Genomic DNA, 23,457 nt, shown 5'->3' with positions numbered 1-23,457 from the left:
ACTCAACGTCGCCACAGCTCACTCGGCGGACTCCCACCGATCAGCCGCCTGTGACCAACGTGTTGACCGGGTACAGCTAGGCGGAGGCGTGTCGAAACCAACACATCACGCGAGCGTACGAACCTTCAGCGCCGTCTCCCCGTCCGGCCCGACGGCGTAGGCGACCCCGTCGGGCCGCTCGCTGATCGCCTCGATCAGCTCGCCGTCGCGCCACAGCAGGGCAACCCCGTCATCGGCCGCGTAGCCCGCGGGCAGCGCCCCGGAGCCGACGAACCGGACGTACGTCTCGCGCCGGTCCGCCTCGCCGAGGTAGTGCGGGCAGAACGAACCGGGGAGGAAGCCCAGCCCGTCGGGGAGTGGGGCGGTGGGGCCGAACGAGTCGGTCGAGGAGGCCTCGTACCAGCAGTTGGCGCCGGCCGAGATCCCGGCCAGGATCGTGCCGCCGGCGGCGGCCTTCTCCAGCAGCGCGGGCAGTCCGTGCAGCCGCCACACCGCGAGCAGGTTGGCCGTGGACCCGCCGCCGACGTAGACGATGTCCTGGTCGAGTAGCTGCTCGAGCCCGTTGATCGGGAGCTCGTGACCCTCCGGTGCCTTGTTGAACAGCGACAGGATCTTCGCCTCCGCCCGGTCGGCGTACGCGGTGAGGAACTTGTCGTGATAGCTGTCGGCGTCGCCGCTCGCGGTGCCGATGAAGCAGACCTTGGGCCGCTCCTTGCCGCTCAGCCGGTTCAGCTCCGCATCGAGCGGCGAGAAGTCGCGCCCGTGCACCTCCGGCATCGAGAAGCCGCCACCGCCCAGGGTCAGGATCGTTCCGCGCATGGGGTGAGTGTAGGGACACAGAAGGCCCCGCCGGACAGGGTTTCTTCCGGCGGGGCCTCTGCAGGTGTGACTGCTACTTGACCTTGACGGTCACCGTCTCGGTGATCGCCTCGTTCTTCCTGTCACCCGAGTAGGCCACCTGGTAGGTGTGCGTGCCGCGGCTCGCCCGGAAGGTCGCCTCCTCCCACTTCAGGCGGAACCGGCCGACGCGCTTGCCGTTCTCGCTGACGACGATCTCGCCGGAGGCGCGCTCGCCGTCGACGGTGATCTCGACCTTGCCCTTCTTGGGCGAGGTGGCGGAGATCTCCGGGACCGCCTTCTCGGTGCAGTAGCTCACCGAGACGTTGTCGACGGCCCAGCCCTCGACGCCGTTGCAGCCGTCGCGAGCCATGTCGAAGCGGAACCGCACCTTGTCACCGGCGTCGGCGACCGCGTCGAGATCGATGATCGACGTGCCCCACTGGCCGGTGAACTTGCCACCGTCGGTGCCGGTCCAGGCACGCTGACCCTCGAGGTAACCGCTTCCCTTGGCCATCGTCCCGCCGGGCGCGTTGAACAGGTATGCAGCCTGGTCGACGAGCGCGAAGTCGCCGCCGTTGACCGACACCTTGACGTTGCCGCCGTCCCACGTCGACTCGGTGCGTACCGAGTGGTCGAAGGTGAACCGAGGCGTCAGACCCTTGGGCACGGTGATCTCCGGGGAGATCAGGCCGTTGCGGCTGGTGATGTCACCGGCCGGGTCACCGCACTGGCCGGCAACGGGGTCGGGGCCCCACGCCGCCTTGGTCTCGTTGCCCTCGACGTCGCTCAGGGTCTCCCAGGGGTAGTCGTTCCCGGGGACCAGGGACTCGGCGTCCTGGGTCCAACCGGTCAGACCGTCCTCGAAGTCCTCGGTGTAGGTGGTGACCTCGTTGGTGCCCTCACCACACAGGGCGGGGGTGTTCGGGTCGAGCATCGGGCCGAAGTTGCACTGGACGGGCTCGTCGGCGAGCTCGGTCGCAGTGTTGGCCGCCACGACCGACAAGCAGTCCGTAGCCGTGATCGGCTCCAGTGCCGGAGCCTCGGCCTCGCCACCCGGAGTCTCGCCGCCGCCGGTCTGCGGCGTCGAGGTGCCCAGGGTGAGCTTCTTGAGCGTGGTCACACCGGTCAGGTCGGCGCACGAGGAGACCATCGCCTGGGCGTACTCGGGGAAGCCCGAGGTCGGCGTCAGGTAGTTGGTCTGGGCGTGCCAGATCAGGTTGGCCGCCTTGTCCAGGCCGATGCCCGCCACGGTGGCGCCGTTGAAGGAGCCGCCGTCCACGAGCAGGGCGTAGTGGTGGTTGATGACACCCGAGTTGGTGTGCACGCCGCCGGAGTCGGTGGCCCCGTCGCAGTGGTACTCCTCGTCGGAGACCTTGCCCGGGTCGCCGTAGCAGTTCGGGTTCCACATGTCGCGGATCGCGCCGCCGAAGGCGGTCGAGTCCTCACCCATCAGCCAGCGGGTGGACTCATCGGTGTTGGTGGTCTGCGAGATCGTCGCCGTAGCCGATCCGGCCGTGCGCACCTTGTCCGCGTGAGTCTTGTCGATCATGACGCCGGGGATCGTCGAGGTGCCGGTCATCGTGCCGGGCGCGGCTGCCGAGTTGTTGCCGACCACCAGGCCGGCCGCACCGGCAGCGGCGGCGTTGTCCACCTTGATCTGGAACGAGCACGTGCCGCGGTCGACGTAGGCCCACTTGCCGGCGACGTCGGCGGTGTTGGAGTAGGCCGTGCAGCCGTCGGTCTCGGACGGGCCTTCGGTGTTGGCTGCATCGCGGGCGACCACGATGTTCGCGGTCACCGGAGAGGCGAACGTGTCGGCAGCGGTCCAGGAGGCCGATGCCACCTGGCACAGGCCCGCAGCGTCTTCCGGCGCCGTGATCTCGAACCTCACCCGAGCGGGCGACGAGGTCGAGCAGGAACCTGAGGCGCGCTTGACCTCCTCGGAGCTGTCGTTCTCACGCGCGTTGATGAAGTCGACCGTGTTGCCCCACATGTCGGAGTAGGCCTCGTTGAGCGCACCCGGCTGCCACTGGTAGATCAGGCCGGAGGTGTACTCCGTGTAGGCGTGGCCCCACTCGTGGGCGACCACGTCGTCGGAGGTGACCCCGGAGCAGTAGTTGGTGGTCGCGCCGTTCCAGTTGGCGTTCGGGCACGAGATCGCCGGGTCGTTGTTGACCGTGACCATCTTCGCGCCGGCGCCGTCGTAGGAGTCGCGGCCGAAGGTGTTCTTGTAGAGCCAGTAGGACTCACCCGTGGTGGCGACCTCGTTGGCCTGGTCCTGGTCGAGCGTGCCCGGGAAGGCGTCGTTCTCGTTCCAGACGGTCGCGTCGTCGCCGGTGTCGGGGGTGTTGTGCTTCTCGACGAGCTCACGGTCGGTGGCCGAGTGGAGCACCGAGTAGCGGTTGACCGGCTTGCCGCTCGCGGCGTCGAGGACGACGGTCTCGCGCACGGTCGACTGGTTGGACACCTCGACGACCCAGGCGAGCAGGCTCTTGCCGCTCACGCCCTGGGCGGCGCCCATACGGTAGATGTTGAGGTCGGCCTTGACGACCTCGACGCCGGTGGTGTCCACGGTGCTGTCGGCGTGGGCGTCGGCGGGCTTCGACTTGACCAGCTCGAGCGCCTTGGCCTTGGCCTTCTCCTTGGACCAGGCCGGGGTCGTGCTGAGGTCGAGGTCCGGGGCGGCGAAACCGTTGACCGAGGTCAGGTCGCCGGCCTTGTCGACGTGGGCCTTCAGGACGCCGCCGAAGACCGGCACGTCCTGGTAGGTCTGCTCGAACTCGACCGTCCACCCGGCCGGGGTGGTGCTGACCTTCGACTGGTCGAGCTGGCCGGCCTCGGCACCGAAGACCGAGGCGTACTTGTCGAGGTACTTGCGTGCCTTCGCGGCCGCCTCCGACTTGCTGTCGGCGCCGACGCCGGGCAGCAGGTCGCCCTTGGTGGACGCGAAGCCGATCAGGCCGGTGGCGCCCTCCTTCTTGAGCGTCACGGTCTGGTCGGCATCTGCCTTGAGCTGGTCGATGCCGCCGGGATCCGGCTTCGCGGCGACGGCGGCGACCGGTGTGATCACCAGGCCTGCCGCGACGAGCGCAAGGCTGATTCCTTGCTTTCCGAGCTTCACGGGTTGCTCCTCTCGGGGTCTCGCCGCGTCAGGTCGCGGCGATTTCGCATCGTAGAGATATTTGCGACGAAGAGGGGCGCAAACGCCAATCACGAGTCCGAAACGATTCGCCCTCGGGAGATTCTCAGGGGAGGCCCTCAGGGGAGATCTAAGGTAGTTGCCCGATGTGCGGGCCTACCTCAGGAGCAGATTCTCGAGGGGTGCCCTTGGAGATCATCCCGCCTTTGTACGCCGCCGGCCTGCCGTGCCACGGAGACGACTCAGCCTTGTGGTTCTCAGAGTCCCCCGCCGCCCTCGAGGTGGCCAAAGACCGCTGCCTCGACTGCCCCGTCATGCGCGAGTGCCTCTCGGGTGCATTGGCGCGTGCCGAGCCCTGGGGCGTGTGGGGCGGCGAGATCGTCGAACGCGGCCAGGTGGTCACCCACAAGCGTGGCCGCGGCCGACCCCGCCGCCAGGCTGCCTAGGACTGGTCGTGCGCTGACTCCAGGCCCAGGCTCGCGGCGAGGTTCGCGACCTGGGCGGGGGAGGCGTACGCCTCGATCTCGGTGATCCGGCCGTCGACCACCGTGAAGGCCATGACGCTGTAGAGCTTGCCGTGGAAGGTGATCGCGACGCCGGCGGAGCCGTTGACGAGGGCCGCGTGGGTGACGCGGTCGGCGTGGGCGTACATGACGGCGTTGCCCGCCACCTTCGCTGCTCCGCGGTAGGTGGTGATCCCGGCGCCGACGTCGGCGCGCAGGACGACGTCGGGGTGGAGCGCGCCGATCAGGCGGTCCAGGTCGCCGTCCTGGGCGGCCGCGAAGAAGGCGTCGACGACCTCGCGCTGTGCAGTGACCGCCTTTTCGGGCGTACGTCCTCGAACCCTTCGGCGCGCGCGGCTCGCGAGCTGACGGGTCGAGTCCGCGGACCGGTCGAGCATGGTCGCGATCTCGTCGAAGGGCACGGCGAAGAGATCGTGGAGTACGAAGGCGAGGCGCTCGTCCGGGGAGAGCTGGTCGAGCACGACCAGGAGGGCGATGCTGACCGAGTCGGCGAGCATCGCCCGCTCGGCCGGGTCCTGGGTGCCCGTGTGCAGGTTGCCGGTGTCGTCGAGCACGACCGTGGGTTCTGGCAGCCGGTCTTCGAGCGACAGCTCGCCGCGGGTCTTGCGCGAGCGGAGCATGTTGAGGGAGACCCGTGCGACCACGGTGGTCAGCCAGCCGCCGATGTTGTCGATCTCGTCGGCGTCGCTCCGGCTCAGCCGGAGCCAGGCGTCCTGGACGGCGTCCTCAGCCTCGGAGGTCGATCCGAGCATCCGGTAGGCCACCCCGAACAGGTGCCTCCGCTCCTCCTCGAAACGCTCGGCCAGCCATTCCTGCTGCATCATCGGTCCTCTCGATCGGGGCAATCTTCCTTCATGGACCCGACCCGCGAAGCAGACCAGATGTGACCGATTCGGTGAAAGAAGTTTTCTTTCACGGATCCGTCACATCCCTCCGCCTCGCCGGGTCAGGGATGGCATGAGCAACCGAATGAAGAACCCGGCAGAAGTCATCCCGCAGGCCTACAAGGGCATCGGCAACCTTCTGGCCGCCGTGGCCGACGGCGGCCTCCCCGAGACCACGACCGAGCTGATCGCGATGCGCGTCAGCTCGCTCAACGGCTGTGCGGCCTGCCTCCAGGGCCACGCCGTCCGCGTCGAGGAGGTCGGCCTCCCGATCGAGAAGATCGTCGGCCTCGCCGCCTTCCGCGAGTCGCCCTTCTTCAGCGAGGCCGAGAAGGCGGCCCTCGCGCTCGCCGACGCCGTCACCCGCCTCGCCGACTCCGAGGACGCCGTCTCGGACGAGCTCTGGCGGGAGGTCACCAAGCACTACGACGAGAAGCAGACCGCCGCCCTGGTCCTCTGCATCGCAACCCACAACCTCTTCAACCGGGTGAACGTGACGGTGCGCGAGGACGCCGAGCGCCCCTTCTGGACCCGCTGACCCGCTGACGCCGAGAAGTCAGTTGCTGACCGCGAGAGGTCGATTTCTGACGCCGAGTGGTCCACTCGGTGTCAGAAATCGACTCTTCGACGTCAGGACAGGGCGGCGGAGACGACCGCCTTGGCTTCTTCTTGGACCTTTGCCAGGTGGGCGGGGCCCTGGAAGGACTCGGCGTAGATCTTGTAGACGTCTTCCGTCCCGCTCGGACGGGCGGCGAACCAGGCCGAATCGGTAGTCACCTTGAGGCCGCCGATGGCCGCGCCGTTGCCGGGGGCCTCGGTGAGCTTGGCGGTGATCTCCTCGCCGGCCAGGGTGGTCGCGGTGACGGCGTCGGGGGAGAGCGCCGCCAGCTTGGCCTTCTCCTCGCGGGAGGCCGGGGCGTCGATGCGGGCGTACGCCGGGTCGCCGTGCTCGGCGACCAGCTCGGCGTAGCGCTCCGACGGCGACTTTCCGGTGCGCGCCAGGATCTCGGAGGCGAGCAGGGCGAGGATGATGCCGTCCTTGTCGGTGGTCCACGCGGTGCCGTCGAAGCGCAGGAACGAGGCGCCGGCAGACTCCTCACCACCGAAGCCGAACGAGCCGTCGATCAGGCCAGGCACGAACCACTTGAAGCCGACCGGCACCTCGACCAGCGGCTTGTCGAGCGCACCCGCGACCCGGTCGATCATCGAGGACGAGACCAGGGTCTTGCCGATCCGCGCGGTCGCCGGCCAGTCCGGGCGGGCGCCACCGAAGAGGTGGTCGATGGCGACCGCGAGGAAGTGGTTGGGGTTCATCAGCCCGGCGTCGCGGGTGACGATCCCGTGCCGGTCGGAGTCCGCGTCGTTGCCGGTGGCGATGTCGAACTCCGGGGTGCTCTCCAGGAAGCGCACCAGCTCGGCCATCGCGCTGGGGGAGGAGCAGTCCATCCGGATCTTGCCGTCCCAGTCCAGCGGCATGAAGCGCCAGGTCGGATCGACCAGCTCGTTGACCACGTTGAGGTTGATCTTGTGTCGCTCGGCGATCTCGCCCCAGTACGCGACCGACGCCCCACCCAGCGGGTCCGCCGCGATCCGCACCCCGGCATCGCGGATGGCGGCCAGGTCGATCACGTGGGGCAGGTCGTCGACGTAGGAGCCCAGGAAGTCGTACGCCTCGGCCTTCCGTCGCGCGGCAGCGAACGGCACTCGCTTGACGCCGGCCAGGCCGGCCCGGATCAGCTCGTTGGCGCGGGCGGCGATGACCTTGGTCGCGTCCGAGTCGGCGGGGCCGCCGTGGGGCGGGTTGTACTTGAAGCCGCCGTCGGAGGGCGGGTTGTGCGACGGGGTCACGACGATCCCGTCGGCCAGGCTTCCAACGGAGGTCGAGCCTGTCGAGACCAGGCGGCCGGCGTTGGCACGGAGGATCGCGTGCGAGACCGCCGGCGTGGGCGTGTAGCCGTCGCGGTCGTCCACCAGGACGCGTACGTCATTGGCGACCAGCACCTCCAGCGCGCTCGCCCACGCGGGCTCGGAGAGGCCGTGGGTGTCGCGTCCGATGAACAGCGGACCGTCGATTCCCTGCGAGGTCCGGTAGTCGACGATCGCCTGGGTCGTGGCCCAGATGTGCGTCTCGTTGAAGGCCGACCTGAGCGAGGATCCGCGATGCCCCGAGGTGCCGAAGACGACCTGCTGGGCCGGATCCTCCGGGTCCGGCTGCAGGTTGTAGTAGGAGGCGACCAGGTGAGGTACGTCGACCAGGTCGGCGGGCGTAGCGAGCGTTCCAGCGCGTGGGTCAGCCATGTGTCCCATCATGCCTACTGCCCCGTAATGTTCTCTCCATGCCCCTCGTCACCACCGAAATCAACGACGGCATCGCCCAGGTGCGTCTCAACCGCCCGGACAAGCTCAACGCGTTGACGCTCGAGCTGCTCCAGGAGCTGGTCGAGACCGCCAAGGTGCTCGGCAAGAACCACGACCTGCGTGCGGTGGTCATCGCCGGCGAGGGGGATGCGTTCACCGCCGGTCTCGACTTCGCCTCGGTCCTGCGTGATCCGAAGAAGATCGTCGGCGCCTTCATCCCCGTGCCCTTCCGTGGCACCAACCTCTTCCAGGAGTCGGTCTGGGCCTGGCGCCGGCTGCCGGTCCCGGTGATCGCGGCCGTCCACGGCCACTGCCTCGGTGGTGGCGTACAGATCGCGCTCGGCGCCGACTTCCGCATCGCCGAGCCCGACTCGCAGTGGTCGGTCCTCGAGGGCAAGTGGGGCATCATCCCCGACATGACCGGCATCCGGTCGCTCTCCGAGGTCGTCGGCATCGACACCGCCAAGAAGCTCACCATGACCGCCGAGCAGTTCTCCGGCGAGCGCGCCTACGAGCTGGGCCTGGTCACCGAGCTCTCCGCCGACCCGGTCGCCACCGCGACCGCCTTCGCCCGCAAGCTCTCCGAGCGTTCCCCGGACCAGCTCGCCGCCGCCAAGCGCCTCTTCAACGACACCTGGTACGCCCCCATCAAGCGCACCTTCTCCCGCGAGCGCATCGAGCAGCTCCGCCTCCTCTTCGGCGAGAACACCAAGATCGCCCGCGAGGCCGCCTTCAAGCGAGAGAAGCCGACCTACAAGCCCCGCCGCTGATCAGAATCAGCCGAGTCCGCACTTTTGGCGGCCGAGTCTTCAGTTGTGGCGGCCGAATCTGTAGTTGTGGGTGACGAAAGTCGAGTTTCGTCGCCCATTTCTGCGGTTTCGGCCGCCACTTCTGCAGTCTCGGCTCGGGCTGACGCCTCGGCGTGCTTGCGGCGGCGCTTGATCTCGCCCTGAGCGAGGACGAAGGCAAGGATGACGGGCCAGATGTACTTCAGATGGTTGGCGACCCACTTGACCCATTCGGGGACCTGTACGTCCGGCAGGTCCGGCCACGGGATCGAGGGCCACGGGATGCTGGGCAGGTCGGGAAGCGGCAGGTCGGGGAGGTCGGGGAGGTCGGGGACGTTCGGGAGCGGGATGTCGATGTTCGGCAGCGAGACCCGGGCGACGATCCACGCGACGACCGCCGCGACGACGATGCCGCCGAGCACGCCCGCGGCGCCGCCGAGGGTCTCGATGAGCGCATAGCGCTTGGGGTGGTCGATCACCCGGCGTTCGTACGCAGCGGCTCGTGACCCCGGCTCCGGGGTGAGGTCGAGGCCGCCGATGCCGGCCATCCCGGCCAGGTCCTCGCCGGGCTCGAAGTAGGTCGCCCGTCGGGGCGTACCGAGCGCGGAGTGGATCACGAGCAGGCTCCCGTGATCCTTGCTCTCGAGCCGGGCCCGGTCGTCGGCGGTCTTCTTGGTGAGGACCTCCTCGGCGTCGACCGTCCACACGAACCTACGGACGATGTCGCCGGTCACCTCGAGATGGTGGGTGTGCCCGGAGATCGCCCGCGACCAGATCTGGACCTTCTTGCTCACCCTGCTGAATCTAGGATCAGACGCACTGCCGGGGCATCGGCCGGAGGTAGCGACCGGAGTCAGACTTTGGTCAGGGGTAGGCGATGCCCGTGGTCTGCTCGGAGAGCTCCCACAGCGCCCGGGCCGCCTCGGGATCGCGGGCGAGGCGCGACGGGGAGACCGGCTTCGGCACGCCGCGAGCCTCGAAGGCGTCGCTGGGCCCGACGTACGTCCCGGGCTCCAGCCCCGGCTGGGTCGCCGCCATCAGGGCAGGCCAGGCGCCCGCCTCGGGGGTCTGCGCCATGGCATGGACGGCGGCCTCGCTGATGCTTGCGATCGGCGCGATCAGCCTCCTGGACGTACCGTTCGCCATCAGACGTGTCGAGGCGAGCCCCGGGTGGGCGGCGTACGCAGCGATCGGCAGCCCCGCCTTCTCGAGGCGTCGCTGGAGCTCGAAGGTGAAGAGCAGGTTGGCGAGCTTGGACTGCGAGTAGACGTTCCAGGGCGAGTAGCGCCCGACCTGCACGGTCGGGAACCCGAGCGGTGCCTTGCGAGCCAGCTTGTGCATCATGCTCGACATGGTCACGATCCGGCCCTCGCCGCTCTCGGCCAGCGGCTCGAGCAGGAGCCCGGTCAGCAGGAACGGCCCGTAGTGGTTGGTCGCCATCTGCAGGTCGAGGTCGTCCACGGTCCGCGACTGCGGCGTGGCCATCACGCCGGCGTTGTTGACCAGCAGGTGCAGCGGCCCGCCGCCCTCGAAGGTCGCCGCCGCGATCGCCTCGGCCCCGGCGCGCACCGCCTGGAGTGAGGAGAGGTCGAGCGCGACCCGGTCGAGGCTGGCGCCCGGAACCTCCTCGGTGAGCGACGCGGCGGCCGCGTCGAGCTTCTCCCACGAGCGCCCCGCCAGGATCACCCGCGCTCCCGCGGCTGCGAGACCGCGCGCGACGAAGTACCCGATCCCGCCGAGCGTCGGGCCGGTCACCACGGCGTTCTTGCCGGTCAGGTCAGGAATGTCGGAGGTCGTCCACGGCATGCGGCCACACTAGGCCGCCGGTCAACACAATGGACGGATTTGAAAGTCGGCCGGGCCGATCAGCCCAGTCCGCCCAGCGCGAGCCCACCGGCGATCGCGAGCATCGTGCACCCGATCAGACTGTCGAGCACCTGCCAGGCCCGCCGGCTGGCAAGGAGCGGCCCGAGGAGCCGGGCGCCGTAGCCGAGCCCGGCGAACCAGATGATGCTGGCCAGGCACCCACCGATGGCGAACCCCCACCGAGCCGAGCCGTACGTCGCCGCGATCGACCCGTGGAGCACAAGTGTGTCGATGTAAACATGCGGGTTGAGCCAGGTGAAGGCGGCAGTCTTGGCGATCACGCGGGGGAGCGCCTCCCGAGGCGCATCCGCGGCATCCAGCCCCGAGGGTCGCAGCGCCCGCCGGAACGAGCCGATGCCGTACCAGCCGAGGAAGACCACCCCGAACCAGCGCAGCACCTCCACCACCCACCCGGCGCTCTCGACGACCGCCCCCATCCCGGCGACCCCGGCGCAGATGAGGAGGAGGTCGGAGACCGCGCACACGGTCACCACGGCGAGCACGTGCGAGCGCAGGATGCCCTGCCGCAGGACGTACGCGTTCTGGGACCCGATGGCGATGATGAGGCTGAGCCCGGTCAGGAGGCCGGCGAGGCTGGCGTGGATCACACCGGCGACGCTAAGCAGCCACGAACCTGCAGACCAGCGAAAGAATCTTACCGAAGATGAGCCACACTTAAGTCATGCCCGCTCTCGACCCGACCCAGCTCGAGACGCTCGTCGTGATCGCCGAGGAAGGCACCTTCGACGCCGCGGCGCGACGTCTCCACATCACCCCGAGCGCCGTCAGCCAGCGGATCCGGGCGCTCGAGCGCGCGGCCGGGCAGGTGCTGGTGCGGCGTACGACTCCCTGCACGCCCACCGAGGCCGGCGAGCCGCTGATCAGGCACGGCCGCCGGCTCCGCCTGCTCCTCGCCGAGGCCGCAGCGACCCTGAGCACGGGCGACACGGACGACGACACCGTCGTCGACCTCTCGGTCGTGGTCAACGCGGACACCCTCGCGACCTGGTTCCGTCCGGTGCTCGACGAGGTGGCGACCTGGGACCGGACGGCGCTGCGGATCACCGTGGAGGACCAGGGCTACTCGGCCGACGCGCTCAGGCGCGGCGAGGTCCTGGCGGCCGTCACCAGCGAGCCGAAACCGGTCCAGGGCTGCACGGTCGAACCGCTCGGGCGGCTCCGCTACACCCCCGGCGCGACCCCGGTGCTCGTCGAGCGCCACCGCAAGGGCAGGGGCATCGACTGGGGCGCGATCCCGATGATCGTCTTCAACGAGAAGGACCACCTCCAGGACGAGGTGCTGGCGGCGCACGGGGCCACCCGGCCGCCGGTCGTCCACCGGGTCCCGAGCAGCCACGACTTCCACGAGGCCATCAGGCGCGGCCTCGGCTGGGGGATGCTCCTCGACGCTCAGGCCGAGGCCGACCTGGCCGGCGGGACGACGGTCCCGCTACCCGGCGCGAAGCCGATCGACGTCCAGCTCTTCTGGCAGCGCTGGCGCCTCGACTCGATCGCGCTGGACGACCTGAGCGAGGCCGTACGCCGCGCCGCCCGTGACCAGCTGCGCCCGACGCGCGGCCGGCGAGCGGCTCAACCGCGCTCGGGCGGGTAGCCACCCCCGTTGGGGCCGTTGGGGTAGCCGCCCTGCGGCGGATACTGCCCCTGGGGAGGCGGGTAGTGACCCTGCGGTCCGCCCTGGTAAGGGCCGGCGTCGTACTGGCGGTGCTCGACGGCCGTGGTGTGCTGCGACCGGTTGACCGACAGGAGGACCCCGATCCCGATGGCGAGTCCGCCGGCGATGACGAGGATCCAGCCCAGCGGCTCGCTCGCGATCGCGTTGGCGACGTCGTCGGGCAGGTCGACCGCACCGGTGAGCAGGATGAGTCCGAGGACCAGCAGGATGATCCCTAGGCCGATGGTCATGAGAGAAGCTCCAGACGTGTGGGGACTGGCGCGCCACGCTACCCAGCCGATTCAGGCCCCCATACCGTCCCCCGCATCACCGCCTCGGAGCGGTCAGGACGTACGCCGCGACCCGGCCACCCCTCGAGCGGCGACCCCGAGCAGCACCAGCAGGAGCGCGCCGAAGGCGATCACGGCAGGGCCGGTCGCGACGTACTGCACCAGGATCCCCAGCAGCACCACCGGCACCGTGATCCCCACATAGGCCATCAGGAACAGCCCGGCCAACGCCTCGCCGCGGCTCTCCGCCGGTGCCACCGAGATCACCGTGGCGATCGCCGCCTTGAACGACATCCCCGAACCGGCGCCGGTGACGACGGCCCCGACGACCAGCACCCAGAACGTGCCGGACAGGAGGGCCCCGACCACGAGCAGCAGCCCGGCGGTCAGCGCGACCAGTCCGGTGACGTACAGCCGACGTCGCGGCCAGCCCCCGGCCAGCACCTGGAAGAGCGCTGCCGCCCCGAAGATGGAGAACCCGACCAGGCCCGCGACCGCGTGCGAGCGGAGGGCGAGCTCGTCGGCGAGGAACGACGGCACCAGCGAGGTGAAGAACCCGAACATCGCGAACGCCACGAAGCTCGCCATCCCCGCGGCGAAGTACGCCTCGCGCGCGTCGGCCGGCACCCGCACCCGCTGCGGCCGGTACGTCCACCCCGGCTGGTCGGTGTCGACCGTCTCCGGCGCGGCGACGACGGCGAGGAGCCCGATCACCATCAGGAAGGCGAAGACCGCGTACGGCGTGTAGAGCGGTCGCGGCGCCCACTCGGCCAGCACGCCGGCGACCAGCGGGCCCAGCCCCAGACCGCCGATGTTGGCCGCGGTCGCGACCACCTCGGCCCGGGTCGCCGGCGCCTGCGGCCGCGCGGTCCGGTGCAGCTCGGCGAGATGGGCCGTCGCGGTCGCGGTCAGCATCCCGACACCCAGCCCGGACAGCAGCCGCGCCAGCAGCAGCCAGCCCAGCTCGTGGGTCGAGAGGAAGATCAGCGCGGCGAGCACGTTGAGCAGGACCGCCGGCGCCACCACCCGTCGCCGCCCGAACCGGTCGGAGAGGTGGCCGGCGAGGAAGAGCGAGGCCGCCACCCCTGCGCCGTACGTCGCGAACACCACCGTGATCACGAACGAGCCCCACCCCTGCTCGGCGACGTAGAAGACGTAGAGCGGGGCCGGCACGGCCGCGAAGGCCATCGTCACCGCGAACAGGAACGCCACCGACCAGAACCCGCGGACGTGGTGGTGCCGCTTGGTGACGGGGGCTGCCTGCATCGTTTTCATACGTCCATGCTCGCCGATCTTCAGGATCATCTCCAACGAATCTTGTCGAAGGCAAGGATCACGATCTGCGATAGTGAGGCGCATGCAGCCGCACCAGCTGGAGTACTTCGTCGCCGTCGCCGAGACCGGCAGCTTCACCGCCGGCGCGAACCGGGTCGGTGTCGTGCAGTCCGCGGTCTCCGCAGCCATCAAGCAGCTCGAGCGCGGGCTGGGAGCGCCGCTGATCGAGCGTGGCTACCACCGCCTCGCGCTGACCGCTGAGGGTGAGGCGCTGCTCCCGCGCGCCCGCGAGGTGCTCGCCGGCATCGAGGCTGCTCGGGAGGCGGTCGACGGGGCCCGTGGCCAGGTGGTCGGCACGGTCCTCTTCGGCACGCTCTCCTACACCGGCCGCTGGAACATCGCCGAGGTCCTGCAGGGCTTCGCCGCCCGTCACCCCGGCATCACCGTGCGCCTGCGCCAGACCATCTCGGGCAGCGCCACCAGCGAAACAGACGTACGCTCCGGGGCCCTCGATCTCGCTCTGGTCTCCACAGCTGCGACCTCGCTGCCCGGGCTGACGCTGACCCGCATCCACCGTGACGAGCTCGTCTTCGTCTGCGCCCCCGGCCACCGCCTGGCGCGGGCCGGCGCGGTGGCACCCGCCGACCTCGCGGAGGAGACCTGGGTCGACTTCCCGACCGGATGGGGCAACCGTACGGTCGTGGACGCCGCGTTCGCCGCCGCCGGCGTCCCGCGGACGGTCCGCACCGAGGTCACCAGCTTCGAGCTCGCCCGCAACCTCGTCGGCCGCGGTCTGGGCGTCTCGGTCGTGCCCCGAGCGTCGATCGAGGGTGACCCCGGGGTCGTCGCCGTCCCGATCGGCCTGGAGTGGTCCTTCCAGCTCGCCGTCGCGAGCAACCGACGGATCTCTGCCGCCGCTGCCCGGCTCGCCGAGGCGGTCACGGCCTCCGCGATCTGAGCAGCGGACGACGGAACGGCCCGCCCGGAGAACCGGGCGGGCCGCAGCGTACCTGCAGATCAGAACCTGAGGATCAGAAGGCCGACTCGGGCAGGTCCATGATCGAGTTGTCGATCGCCTCGGCGATGGCCCGCTCAGCGGTCAGCTTGGGCAGGTTGTAGGAGGCGAAGAACTTCGCGGCGGCGACCTTGCCGGTGTAGAAGTCCGTGTCCTTGCCGGCGTCACCGGCCAGGGCGGCGAGAGCGATCTCGGCCTGGCGCAGCAGCAGCCACGCGACCACGACGTCGCCGACGGCGAGCAGCAGGCGCGAGGTGTTCTGGGCGACCTTGTAGATGTTGGTGATCTCCTCCTGGGAGGCCATCAGGTCGTTGAACATGTGGCCGACGATCGCGTTGACGTCCTCGAGCGCGGTCGCGAGCAGGGCACGCGACTCCTTGAGCTCGGCGGAGCCCTCGTTGTCGAGGAAGGCCTGGATCTCGCCGGCGATCTGGCCGAGCGCGGCGCCCTGGTTCTTCACGATCTTGCGGAAGAAGAAGTCCTGGCCCTGGATCGCCGTGGTGCCCTCGTAGATCGAGTCGATCTTGGCGTCGCGGACGTACTGCTCGATCGGGTACTCCTGCAGGAAGCCCGACCCGCCGAAGGTCTGCAGCGACTCGGTGCCGAGCAGCACCCAGGCGCGCTCGGAGCCGTAGCCCTTGACGATCGGCAGCAGCAGGTCGTTGACCGCGGCGGCCAGCTTGTTCTCGTCGGAGCCGTCCTCGGTGAGGACGACCTTCTCCTGCCACGAGGTCGTGTAGTAGACCAGCGCGCGCATGCCCTCGGCGAACGACTTCTGCACCAGCAGCGAGCGACGTACGTCGGGGTGGTGGGTGATCGTGACGCGCGGGTCGGTCTTCGCGGCGGCGACCAGGTCAGCGCCCTGGACGCGGGTCTTGGCGTACTCGAGCGCGTTCAGGTAGCCGGTCGAGAGGGTCGCGATCGCCTTCGTGCCGACCATCATCCGAGCGTTCTCGATGACGTCGAACATCTGGCGGATGCCGTCGTGCACCTCGCCGAGCAGCCAGCCCTTGGCGGGCTCGCCGCCGCCGACCTGCGGGTCGCCGAAGGTGAGCTCGCAGGTGTTGGACACCTTGATGCCCATCTTGTGCTCGACGTTGGTGACGTACGCACCGTTGCGCTCGCCGGTGAGCTCACCGGTCTCGTGGTCGAAGTGGTACTTCGGCACGAGGAAGAGGGAGAGGCCCTTGGTGCCCGGGCCGCCGACGCCCTCGACGCCCTTCGGGCGGGCGAGGACGAGGTGCATGATGTTCTCCTGCAGGTCCGACTCGGCGCTGGTGATGAAGCGCTTGACGCCGGTGATGTTCCAGGAGCCGTCCTCGTTGGGCGTGGCGAAGGTCTTGCCGGCGCCGACGTCGGAGCCCGCGTCGGGCTCGGTCAGCACCATCGTGGAGCCCCAGAGGCGCTCGACCATGATCTTGGCGATCTGCTTGTCGCGGTCGTTGCCGTTCTCGTAGACGACCTTCGAGAAGAACGGGCCGGCGGCGTACATCCAGATCGCCGGGTTCGCCCCGAGCAGCATCTCGGCGGTCGCCCACACGAGCGAGTTCGGGGCCACCTGGCCGCCGATCTCCTCGGGAGTGTGCAAGCTCCAGAAGCCCGAGTCCATCCACGCGTCGTACGACTTCTTGAACGCGGCCGGGACCGGAGCGGTGTTGGTCTTGGGGTCGAAGACCGGCGGGTTGCGGTCGGCCTCGACGAACGACTCGGCGAGGTCCTCACGCGAAAGACGCTCGACCTCGGCGAGGATCTCCTTCGCGGTGTCGACGTCCAGGTCCGCGAACGGACCGGTACCGAGGACCTTGTCGGTCCCGAAGACCTCGAACAGGTTGAACTCGATGTCGCGGAGATTGCTCTTGTAGTGGCTCACTGATCCACCTTCATAACCTTTGTCGGATGTACCAGTTGCGGGAGCGCCGATCGGCACGCACTACTGGCGGGTAACATCAAGAATAGGCTCGCCCTCCAGGGGTGGCAAGCCCGGGGCTACTCGCAGGTAGGGTTCTTCGTCACAACGGCACGCCAGGGAAGCAGTCCGCAGGAGAGCAGAAGTACGCCGCCGGCCACCGCGATCGCGGTCCGAGGGCTCGTCGCCGCGGCCAGTGCGCCGGCCGCCAGGACGCCGAGCGGCTGGGCGACCTTCATCGTGATCGACCACGCCGCCTGCATCCGCGCCATGTGGTCGTCGGCGGTCTCGCGCATCCGGTAGGTGGCGAAGGTCGGGTTGAAGACGCCGGCGCAGAGGATCAGCCCGAAGTTGGCCGCGGTGAACCACGTGAAGCCGAGCGGGCCGCTCGGGGTGAAGGCGATCGGGATGGTCCACAGGGTCCGCGCGACCCCGGACCCGAGCAGGACGGCCCGCTCGCCGAGCCGGTTCGTGAGGCGAGGTGCGCACATCGCGCCGAGGATGCCGCCGAGGCAGGGCACGCCCATGGCGATGCCGTACATCCACGGCTCCATGCCGAGCACGCGCAGGGTCAGCACGGTCTGCAGCGGGCTGGTCGCGATCACGCCCGAGCCGAAGAGGGCCGCGTTGAGGAAGAGTGCGCGCAGGTCGCGGCGGGCGAGGAGATAGCGCCAGCCGGCGGTCACCTCGGCCAGCCAGGGCTGCGGTTGCCGTGCCGGCGGTTGCGGTTCCGGCGTACGGATCGAGCGGATGCCGAGCGCGGAGAGCAGGTACGTCACCGCGTCGACGAGCACGGTCAGCGTCGGACCGAACGCCGAGACGAGCGCGCCACCGACCGGCGGGCCGGCGGTGAAGGTGGTCCAGAACGTCGCCTCCAGTCGGCTGGTGGCGGCCAGCCTGGCCTCCGGACCGACCAGCGCCTTCAGGTGGGCGCCGGAGGCCGTGGTGAAGGCGAGCTCACAGGTCGCGGTGAGGATGCCGACGACGCACAGCTGGGCGTAGCTGATCATCTCGAAGATCCCTGCTGCCGGGATGCTGAGCATCGCCGTGAACCGGATCAGGTCGGCGCCGATCATCGTCGGTCGCTTGTGGCGATACTCGATCCACGGCCCGAGCCGCACCCCTGCTGCCGCGGCCGCGAACCCGGACAGTGCCGCCAGCAGCGACACCTGGAAGGTCGAGGAGCCGAGCACCAGCACCGCGACCAGCGGCAGGGCGCCGTACGCGATGGTCGACCCCGCCTGGCTCGTCGCCGTCGCCAACCAGAGCCGGTCGAAGTCCCGCCCTGGTCTCGCCGTCCTTCGATCGGCCTCCGAGACGGTCACCCGGCGACCCTATCCAGGCGAGACTCGGTGACTAGGTAGAACACGTTTCAGTTTCGGCGTACGATCTGCCGCATGATCACCTCCGACGCCATCACCTGGAACGCTCCCGACGACGAACACCCCGCACGTACGGCCGGGCAGCGCTCCTATGCCGCCGTCGCCAAGGGTGACCTCGACGAGTGGCTGACGATCTACGCCGAGGACTGCGTGCTCGAGGACCCCGTCGGGCCCTCGATGTTCGACCCCGAGGGCAGGGGTCACCACGGTCACGAGGGCCTCAAGGCCTTCTGGGAGAAGGCGATCGCCTCGGTCCACAGGTTCGAGTTCGAGATCAACGACTCCTTCGCCAACCCCGAGGGCAACACCTGCGCCAACATCGGCCGCATCAAGACGAGCTTCCCCGACGGCAGCCACACCACCACCGACCTGATCATGGTCTACACCGTCAACGATGAGGGCCGCATCAAGTCCATGAAGGCCTTCTGGGAGCCCGAGCGCACGATGGCGAGCTTCACTGCGGCGGGCTGAGCGCACGAGTGGGTGGAAGCGGTAGCCGATCCAGTCCAAACCTGCCACTTTCGCCCACTCGCAGAATTGATCAGATCGTCGGATAGGCGGTGCCCACCGGCGGGTACGACTGCAGACCGCCGATGGTCACGCAGGAGTACGTGGCGCCGGCCCCGGGCTCGGGCGCGCAACGGTCCTTGCCGGACTGGCCTCTGACGACATCGGCGTCGGCCCCGCCGACAAGCTGATCCCGGTCGTCCCCGCCGAAGATGCGGTCGCGCCCTTCGCCACCCGCGATCGAGTCGCGTCCGATGCCGCCGACCACGTAGTCGCTGCCGCCGTAACCCTTGATCCAGTCCGGCCCGCTGCCACCGTAGAGACCGTCGTTGCCCGACTGGCCGCTGATGCTGTCGGGCCCGGTCCCGCCGTACGCTTGGTCGGCGCCGCTGCCGCTGTAGACGCCGTCGCTCCCGCTCCCGCCGTAGAGTCGGTCGTCGCCGCTGTCGCCGTGGACGTGATCGTTGCCGAGACCGCCGGACACGGCATCGCTCCCGGCCGAGCCGAAGACGTTGTCGGATCCGCCTTCGCCATAGACGCGGTCGTTGCCTCCCTGGCCTTCGATGAGGTCGTTGCCATCGCCACCGTAAAGCGTGTCGCCGGCGTCGGTCCCGCTGGCCGAGGAGATGCCTGGGGCGTAATGGCCATGGATTCGGTCATTGCTGCCGAGCCCCCAGATGACGTCCGAACCGGAGCCTCCGCGGAGATCGTCTCCTCCGGACGTGCCGTGGATCCGGTCGTTGCCCGATCCGCCGTCGGCCTGGCGGGACCAGATCTCATCGTTGCCGCCCTGCCCGAAGACGTAGTACGCCGCACTGATCTTGTCGTCGCCCTCGCCGCCGCAGACGACGTCGTTGGAGTCGGCGTGGATGGTGTCATTGCCCGGCGTGCCGAGGATGACGTCCTCGAAGGAGGAGGTCTGGGGCTGCTGGCCCCGGTTCATGTCGATGGTGACCGGGGAGCCGCCGCAGGTCGAGGCTGCGGTGCCGGGGCCGGCGGTCACAAGAATCGCCGGGATGATCAGGAGCGATGCTGCGCCGGCGAGGGGGATAGAGGTACGCACGGCGCACACCGTAGTGGGTATGGCGTATTCGCGTGCGGGCAATTCGCCGGTTCGTGCACATTCCCGCCATAACGGGAAGGTGCTCCGCTCCAGGTCCCGGCCCGCGCAGCTCACGCCACCGCGTGCTCGGCGATCCACTCGACCAGGGGACGTACGGCTCGCCAGTCCTTCTTCACTTCGCCGACCAGGTCGGGGGTGTGGATGATCGGCTCGAAGCCGATGGTGCGGCCGAGGTGGATCGACTTGTGGCGGAGCAGCTCGATCTTGGGGTGGTTCTTGTCGATCCCGCGAGGCGCGGTCTTGAGGCGGTCGCCGGTGACCTCGTACCCCTTCTTCTCCGCGACGGCGAGGCGCTTCTCCAGGTCGGCGCCGTAGTGGTCGTGGACGATGGCGTCGCGGAAGGCGGCCAGGCGGGGCGGCTCGAACCAGTAGCAGCCGCCGCCGGTGCGGATCCCGCGCGGGGAGACCTCGACGTAGTAGCCGGTCTGCGGCGCCACGGCCACGAAGGCTCCCTGGTGGGTCTTGTAGGGGAGCTTGTCCTTCGAGAAACGTACGTCGCGGTAGGGCCGGAAGATCTTGGCGCTGCCGAACTCCTCGGCGAGCTCGTCGGTGAGCGCCTTCATCGGCGCGTGGACCGACTCCTTGTAGATGTGTTTGTGGGCTTCCCAGAACGACTTGGTGTTGTCGACCTCGAGGTCGTCGTAGAAGTCGAGCGCTGCCACGGGGAAACCTTCGAAAGCCACGTACGCAGCCTATCGACGTCGGTGCAACGCCAGCGTCAGACGGCGGGGATCTGGATGGTGTCCGCGACTCGGCGGGCGTGCTCGGCCATGGCGCGCGCGATGTTGGCGGACTCGCCGAGGTGACGGCACGGGTCGAGCAGGTCGGCGATCTCGTCGCGGCTGAAGTGGGCCGAGACCTCGGGGGAGGCGGCGAGGAGCGAGGCGAAGTCGATGTCGTCGACCGCAGAGCGCTGGGCCAGCTCGAAGACGACGTCGTGGGCGACCTGGCGGCCGATGCGCTCGCCGAGCTCGAGCATCAGCGACTCGGAGCCGATGAGACCGCCGGACAGGGCCAGGTTGGCGCGCATCCGGTCCTCGTCGAAGGTCAGGCCGGTGAAGATGACGACCAGGCGGGCCAGGACGTCGCCCGCGAGCCGCGAGGCCTGGGCGACCGCGTCCTCGAGGATGCCGGTCATGGCGCCGTTGGCCTCGTGGTCGTGGAGCATCGACTCCATCGCCGGGGCGACGAGCCCACGCAGCTGGGTGGCGGCGGTGATGACGTCGAGGGTGAGCTGCGGGTTGCGCTTGTGGGGCATCGTCGAGGAGCCGATGGTGCCCTCGGGGATCGGCTCGAAGGCCTCGCCGAACTCGGGCTGCATCATCGAGTAGACGTCCTTGCCGATCTTGCCGGCGGTGCCACCGAGCATCCCCAGGATCGAGACCCACTCGACCATGCCGTCGTTGATCGCGCGCGAGGGGACCGGCATCGAGCCCATGTCGAGCCGGGACGCCGTCTCGGTCTCGATGGCGCGGGCGTGGGACCCGAAGGAGGCCATGGTGCCGGCGGCTCCGCCCATCAGGAGCCGGAAGACACGGTCCTCGACCGAGCGGAGCCGGTCGACGTGGGCGGCGATCTCGTCGATCCAGATCGCGACCTTGAAGCCGAAGGTGATCGGGACGGCGTGTTGGGAGTGCGTACGCCCGGGCATCGGCACCTCGGCGCCGGCCTCGGCGACCTTGGACAGCGAGCGCAGCAGGTCGCCGAGCAGGTCGAGGATCTTGTCGTGCGCCTGGCGCATCAGGATCAGGTCGGCCGTCTGGGTGATGTTCTGCGTGGTCGCGCCCCAGTGGACCCAGCCGCCGTGCTTGGTGCCGACGACCCGGGAGAGCTCCTCGACCAGCGGGGTCAGCGGGTGGCTGTGCTCGGCGGTGGCCTTCTCGATCCGGTCCAGGTCGAGCTTGTCCAGGTCTGCGGCCTCGGCGATGGCCTCGCCGGCCTCCGCCGGGATCACCTGCACGGCCGCCTCGGCCTCGGCCAGCGCCGCTTCGACGTCGAGTCGCGCCTGGAGACGTGCCTCGTAGGTGAACAGGTCTCCGATGCCGTGGTCGGGGACTCGTCCGTCGGTGAATCGGCTGCTCGAGCCCGCGGGCATGGCGCGTGATCCTTTACGTGTCGTTCACACAATAATGGGAAAACAGAAACCCAATCTTAATGGACGCACGGCGCAAACACCCGCGATCGTGTGCTGCGTCACTTGGATCGTGCAAGTGAACTGAAACAGACCGTGCCAAACGGCACGGCCCGGATCGTTGGAGCGGACGACGAGATTCGAACTCGCGACATCAACCTTGGGAAGGTTGCGCTCTACCAACTGAGCTACGTCCGCAGGTGCGACCAGGATGTTACCCCACACTGCCGGCCAGGTGTGAACCGGTTCAGGAAAGTCGTGTCATCCGGGGATAGCGGGCTGTCAGCCCGTCGCCGGCGGGGCCGCGGAGCACGCGGCGTACGGCCCAGGGGAGTGCCCGGACGGCCAGCCGCCGGACCTCGCGGATCGGGCCGGCCAAGCCGTTCGGGCCCGGCTCCTCGATCACGGCCAGCGGTTTCGGGGTGGGCAGGTGGTGGCGTACGCCGAGGGTGTCGAGGACCTTGATCGCCATCAGCTGGTGGCCGGGGGCTCCCAGGAAGCCGTGGCCGTCCCAGTAGCCCGCGTCGTCGTACTCGGTCATCCGCCAGAAGTCGACCAGCGTGGCCCCGCGCCGCTGCGCGATCTCGCGTACCGCCTCGTTGTAGACCGCGAACCGCCCGCGCATCAGTCGCCCGACGGTCGTCGCCCGCGCGCCGTAGGCGGTGAAGACCAGCACCTTCGCGCCGGTCTCGGTCAGCTCGCCGATCGCCGACTCGTAGGTCGCGAGCAGCTCGTCGATGTTCACATGTGGCCACATCAGATCGACCGACCCGCCGTAGATCGTCACCACGTCCGGCTCCAGCTCGAGCGCCGGCCCGACCTGCTCCTTGACGATCCGGTCGATCCCGCGTCCACGGACGGCGAGGTTGGCGTAGCTGAACTCGGGGGTTCGCTCGGCCATCACCTCGGCGACCCGGTCGGCCCAGCCGCGTACGCCGTTCGGGCGCCGCGCATCGCTGTCGCCGACGCCCTCGGTGAAGGAGTCGCCCAGCGCGACGTACCGGCGGTAGCCGCCGGGGATCAGCGCATCGAGTGCCATGCGCCCGATTCAACCGGGTTTGCGTCGGGACGTACGACTCTGCCGGGGAATCTGTGACGGATGGGGTAGGGGTGATCCGAGGGACGCCACCAGGGGCAACGCAGGGGCGGTGACCAGCGCCCGGCTGCGTTAGGTTTGCCTCGTGCTGCTGAGCGACAAGGATATCCTGACCGAGATCCACGACGGACGGATCGTCATCGACCCCTGGGACGAGTCGATGCTGCAGCCGTCGTCCGTCGACGTACGCCTGGACCGGTTCTTCCGGGTCTTCGACAACCACAAGTACGCCACGATCGACCCGGCCGTGGACCAGTCCGAGCTCACCCGGCAGATCGAGACCGAGGGCGACGAGCCGTTCATCCTGCACCCGGGCGAGTTCGTGCTCGGGTCGACCTACGAGACGGTCAGCCTCCCCGACGACATCGCCGCGCGCGTGGAGGGCAAGAGCTCGCTGGGGCGTCTCGGGCTGCTCACCCACGCCACCGCCGGCTTCGTCGACCCGGGCTTCTCCGGCCACGTGACCCTCGAGCTGGCCAACGTCGCGACGCTGCCGATCAAGCTCTACCCGGGCATGAAGATCGGCCAGTACTGCTTCTTCAGGCTCACCTCGCCCGCGCAGAACCCCTACGGCAGCGAGAAGTACGGCAGCCGCTACCAGGGCCAGCGCGGCCCGACCGCCTCGCGCAGCTTCCAGAGCTTCCACCGCACCAAGATCTGA

At 69.3% G+C, this 23,457-nt stretch carries 22 protein-coding genes and 1 tRNA gene; 7 read left to right on the top strand and 16 right to left on the bottom strand.

The window, feature by feature from the left end:
* Positions 1-105: 105 nt before the first annotated feature.
* Together ABZ796_RS22620 and ABZ796_RS22615 are read right to left on the bottom strand one after the other, a co-directional pair.
* A complete protein-coding gene (locus ABZ796_RS22620) occupies positions 106-819 on the bottom strand; it encodes a peptidase E (protein ID WP_357339956.1) in 714 nt (237 codons plus the stop codon).
* Between the two features lie 73 nt (positions 820-892).
* The gene (locus tag ABZ796_RS22615; protein ID WP_357339954.1) at positions 893-3,961 is read right to left on the bottom strand and encodes a M4 family metallopeptidase; all 3,069 of its coding nucleotides are present in this window, start codon (positions 3,959-3,961) and stop codon (positions 893-895) included.
* 164 nt (positions 3,962-4,125) lie between these two features.
* On the opposite strand from ABZ796_RS22615, the gene ABZ796_RS22610 reads away from it, so the two are divergent.
* Positions 4,126-4,425 carry a WhiB family transcriptional regulator gene (locus ABZ796_RS22610; protein ID WP_357339952.1) on the top strand — a complete coding sequence of 100 codons (300 nt, stop codon included), beginning with the start codon at positions 4,126-4,128 and terminating at the stop codon, positions 4,423-4,425.
* Here the strand turns inward: ABZ796_RS22610 and ABZ796_RS22605 are convergent.
* Complete coding sequence (locus ABZ796_RS22605; protein ID WP_357339950.1) at positions 4,422-5,324, bottom strand: sigma-70 family RNA polymerase sigma factor; 903 nt, start codon at positions 5,322-5,324, stop codon at positions 4,422-4,424. The genes ABZ796_RS22610 and ABZ796_RS22605 overlap by 4 nt on opposite strands.
* A 136-nt stretch (positions 5,325-5,460) precedes the next feature.
* Between ABZ796_RS22605 and ABZ796_RS22600 the strand changes: the two genes are divergently transcribed.
* A complete protein-coding gene (locus ABZ796_RS22600) occupies positions 5,461-5,925 on the top strand; it encodes a carboxymuconolactone decarboxylase family protein (protein WP_357339948.1) in 465 nt (154 codons plus the stop codon).
* Positions 5,926-6,017: 92 nt separating this feature from the next.
* Here the strand turns inward: ABZ796_RS22600 and pgm are convergent, their stop codons facing one another.
* Positions 6,018-7,685, bottom strand: coding sequence for a phosphoglucomutase (alpha-D-glucose-1,6-bisphosphate-dependent) (gene pgm, locus ABZ796_RS22595; RefSeq protein ID WP_357339946.1), 1,668 nt, complete (start codon positions 7,683-7,685; stop codon positions 6,018-6,020).
* A 38-nt stretch (positions 7,686-7,723) separates the two neighbouring features.
* Here pgm and ABZ796_RS22590 point away from each other — a divergent pair, with 38 nt between their 5' ends.
* Complete coding sequence (locus ABZ796_RS22590; protein ID WP_357339944.1) at positions 7,724-8,515, top strand: crotonase/enoyl-CoA hydratase family protein; 792 nt, start codon at positions 7,724-7,726, stop codon at positions 8,513-8,515.
* Here the strand turns inward: ABZ796_RS22590 and ABZ796_RS22585 are convergent.
* The 3 genes from ABZ796_RS22585 to ABZ796_RS22575 all read right to left on the bottom strand — a co-directional run bounded on the left by ABZ796_RS22585 (position 8,497) and on the right by ABZ796_RS22575 (position 11,007).
* Entirely contained in the window at positions 8,497-9,327 is an 831-nt protein-coding gene (locus tag ABZ796_RS22585; RefSeq protein ID WP_357339942.1) for a hypothetical protein, read from the bottom strand. The two genes, ABZ796_RS22590 and ABZ796_RS22585, sit on opposite strands and share 19 nt — an antisense overlap.
* A 70-nt stretch (positions 9,328-9,397) precedes the next feature.
* A complete protein-coding gene (locus tag ABZ796_RS22580) occupies positions 9,398-10,339 on the bottom strand; it encodes an oxidoreductase (protein WP_357339941.1) in 942 nt (313 codons plus the stop codon).
* A 59-nt stretch (positions 10,340-10,398) separates the two neighbouring features.
* The gene (locus ABZ796_RS22575; protein ID WP_357339940.1) at positions 10,399-11,007 is read right to left on the bottom strand and encodes a LysE/ArgO family amino acid transporter; all 609 of its coding nucleotides are present in this window, start codon (positions 11,005-11,007) and stop codon (positions 10,399-10,401) included.
* A gap of 74 nt (positions 11,008-11,081) precedes the next feature.
* Between ABZ796_RS22575 and ABZ796_RS22570 the strand changes: the two genes are divergently transcribed.
* Positions 11,082-12,011 (top strand): ArgP/LysG family DNA-binding transcriptional regulator, encoded by a 930-nt coding sequence (locus ABZ796_RS22570; protein ID WP_357339939.1) that lies wholly within the window; start codon positions 11,082-11,084, stop codon positions 12,009-12,011.
* Here ABZ796_RS22570 and ABZ796_RS22565 read toward each other — a convergent pair.
* Positions 11,990-12,322, bottom strand: a complete 333-nt coding sequence (locus tag ABZ796_RS22565) for a hypothetical protein (protein ID WP_357339938.1) — start codon at positions 12,320-12,322, stop codon at positions 11,990-11,992. The two genes, ABZ796_RS22570 and ABZ796_RS22565, sit on opposite strands and share 22 nt — an antisense overlap.
* 93 nt (positions 12,323-12,415) lie before the next feature.
* Complete coding sequence (locus ABZ796_RS22560) at positions 12,416-13,636, bottom strand: MFS transporter (protein WP_357339937.1); 1,221 nt, start codon at positions 13,634-13,636, stop codon at positions 12,416-12,418.
* An 82-nt stretch (positions 13,637-13,718) separates the two neighbouring features.
* On the opposite strand from ABZ796_RS22560, the gene ABZ796_RS22555 reads away from it, so the two are divergent.
* Positions 13,719-14,594, top strand: coding sequence for a LysR family transcriptional regulator (locus tag ABZ796_RS22555; RefSeq protein ID WP_357339936.1), 876 nt, complete (start codon positions 13,719-13,721; stop codon positions 14,592-14,594).
* A gap of 73 nt (positions 14,595-14,667) precedes the next feature.
* On the opposite strand, the gene ABZ796_RS22550 is transcribed toward ABZ796_RS22555, so the two are convergent.
* The gene (locus ABZ796_RS22550; RefSeq protein ID WP_357339935.1) at positions 14,668-16,521 is read right to left on the bottom strand and encodes an acyl-CoA dehydrogenase; all 1,854 of its coding nucleotides are present in this window, start codon (positions 16,519-16,521) and stop codon (positions 14,668-14,670) included.
* A 116-nt stretch (positions 16,522-16,637) separates the two neighbouring features.
* Positions 16,638-17,882 carry an MFS transporter gene (locus ABZ796_RS22545; RefSeq protein WP_357339933.1) on the bottom strand — a complete coding sequence of 415 codons (1,245 nt, stop codon included), beginning with the start codon at positions 17,880-17,882 and terminating at the stop codon, positions 16,638-16,640.
* 72 nt (positions 17,883-17,954) lie between these two features.
* On the opposite strand from ABZ796_RS22545, the gene ABZ796_RS22540 reads away from it, so the two are divergent.
* A complete protein-coding gene (locus ABZ796_RS22540; protein ID WP_357339931.1) occupies positions 17,955-18,410 on the top strand; it encodes a nuclear transport factor 2 family protein in 456 nt (151 codons plus the stop codon).
* A gap of 70 nt (positions 18,411-18,480) precedes the next feature.
* On the opposite strand, the gene ABZ796_RS22535 is transcribed toward ABZ796_RS22540, so the two are convergent.
* From ABZ796_RS22535 to ABZ796_RS22515, 5 genes are all read right to left on the bottom strand, one after another.
* Positions 18,481-19,509 (bottom strand): calcium-binding protein, encoded by a 1,029-nt coding sequence (locus ABZ796_RS22535; RefSeq protein ID WP_357339929.1) that lies wholly within the window; start codon positions 19,507-19,509, stop codon positions 18,481-18,483.
* Positions 19,510-19,619: 110 nt separating this feature from the next.
* On the bottom strand, positions 19,620-20,252 hold the full coding sequence (locus ABZ796_RS22530; protein ID WP_357339927.1) for a DUF2461 domain-containing protein: 633 nt from the start codon (positions 20,250-20,252) through the stop codon (positions 19,620-19,622).
* 35 nt (positions 20,253-20,287) lie between these two features.
* Positions 20,288-21,664 (bottom strand): adenylosuccinate lyase family protein, encoded by a 1,377-nt coding sequence (locus tag ABZ796_RS22525; protein ID WP_357339926.1) that lies wholly within the window; start codon positions 21,662-21,664, stop codon positions 20,288-20,290.
* A gap of 158 nt (positions 21,665-21,822) precedes the next feature.
* Positions 21,823-21,898: transfer RNA gene (locus tag ABZ796_RS22520), tRNA-Gly, on the bottom strand.
* Between the two features lie 49 nt (positions 21,899-21,947).
* Positions 21,948-22,739, bottom strand: coding sequence for an SGNH/GDSL hydrolase family protein (locus tag ABZ796_RS22515; protein WP_357339925.1), 792 nt, complete (start codon positions 22,737-22,739; stop codon positions 21,948-21,950).
* A 142-nt stretch (positions 22,740-22,881) separates the two neighbouring features.
* Here ABZ796_RS22515 and dcd point away from each other — a divergent pair, with 142 nt between their 5' ends.
* A complete protein-coding gene (gene dcd, locus ABZ796_RS22510; protein WP_141794788.1) occupies positions 22,882-23,457 on the top strand; it encodes a dCTP deaminase in 576 nt (191 codons plus the stop codon).

The organism is Nocardioides sp. NPDC047086 (assembly GCF_040643685.1).
In the GTDB taxonomy this organism is placed as follows: domain Bacteria; phylum Actinomycetota; class Actinomycetes; order Propionibacteriales; family Nocardioidaceae; genus Nocardioides.
This window is presented reverse-complemented; position numbering and strand designations above follow the sequence as displayed.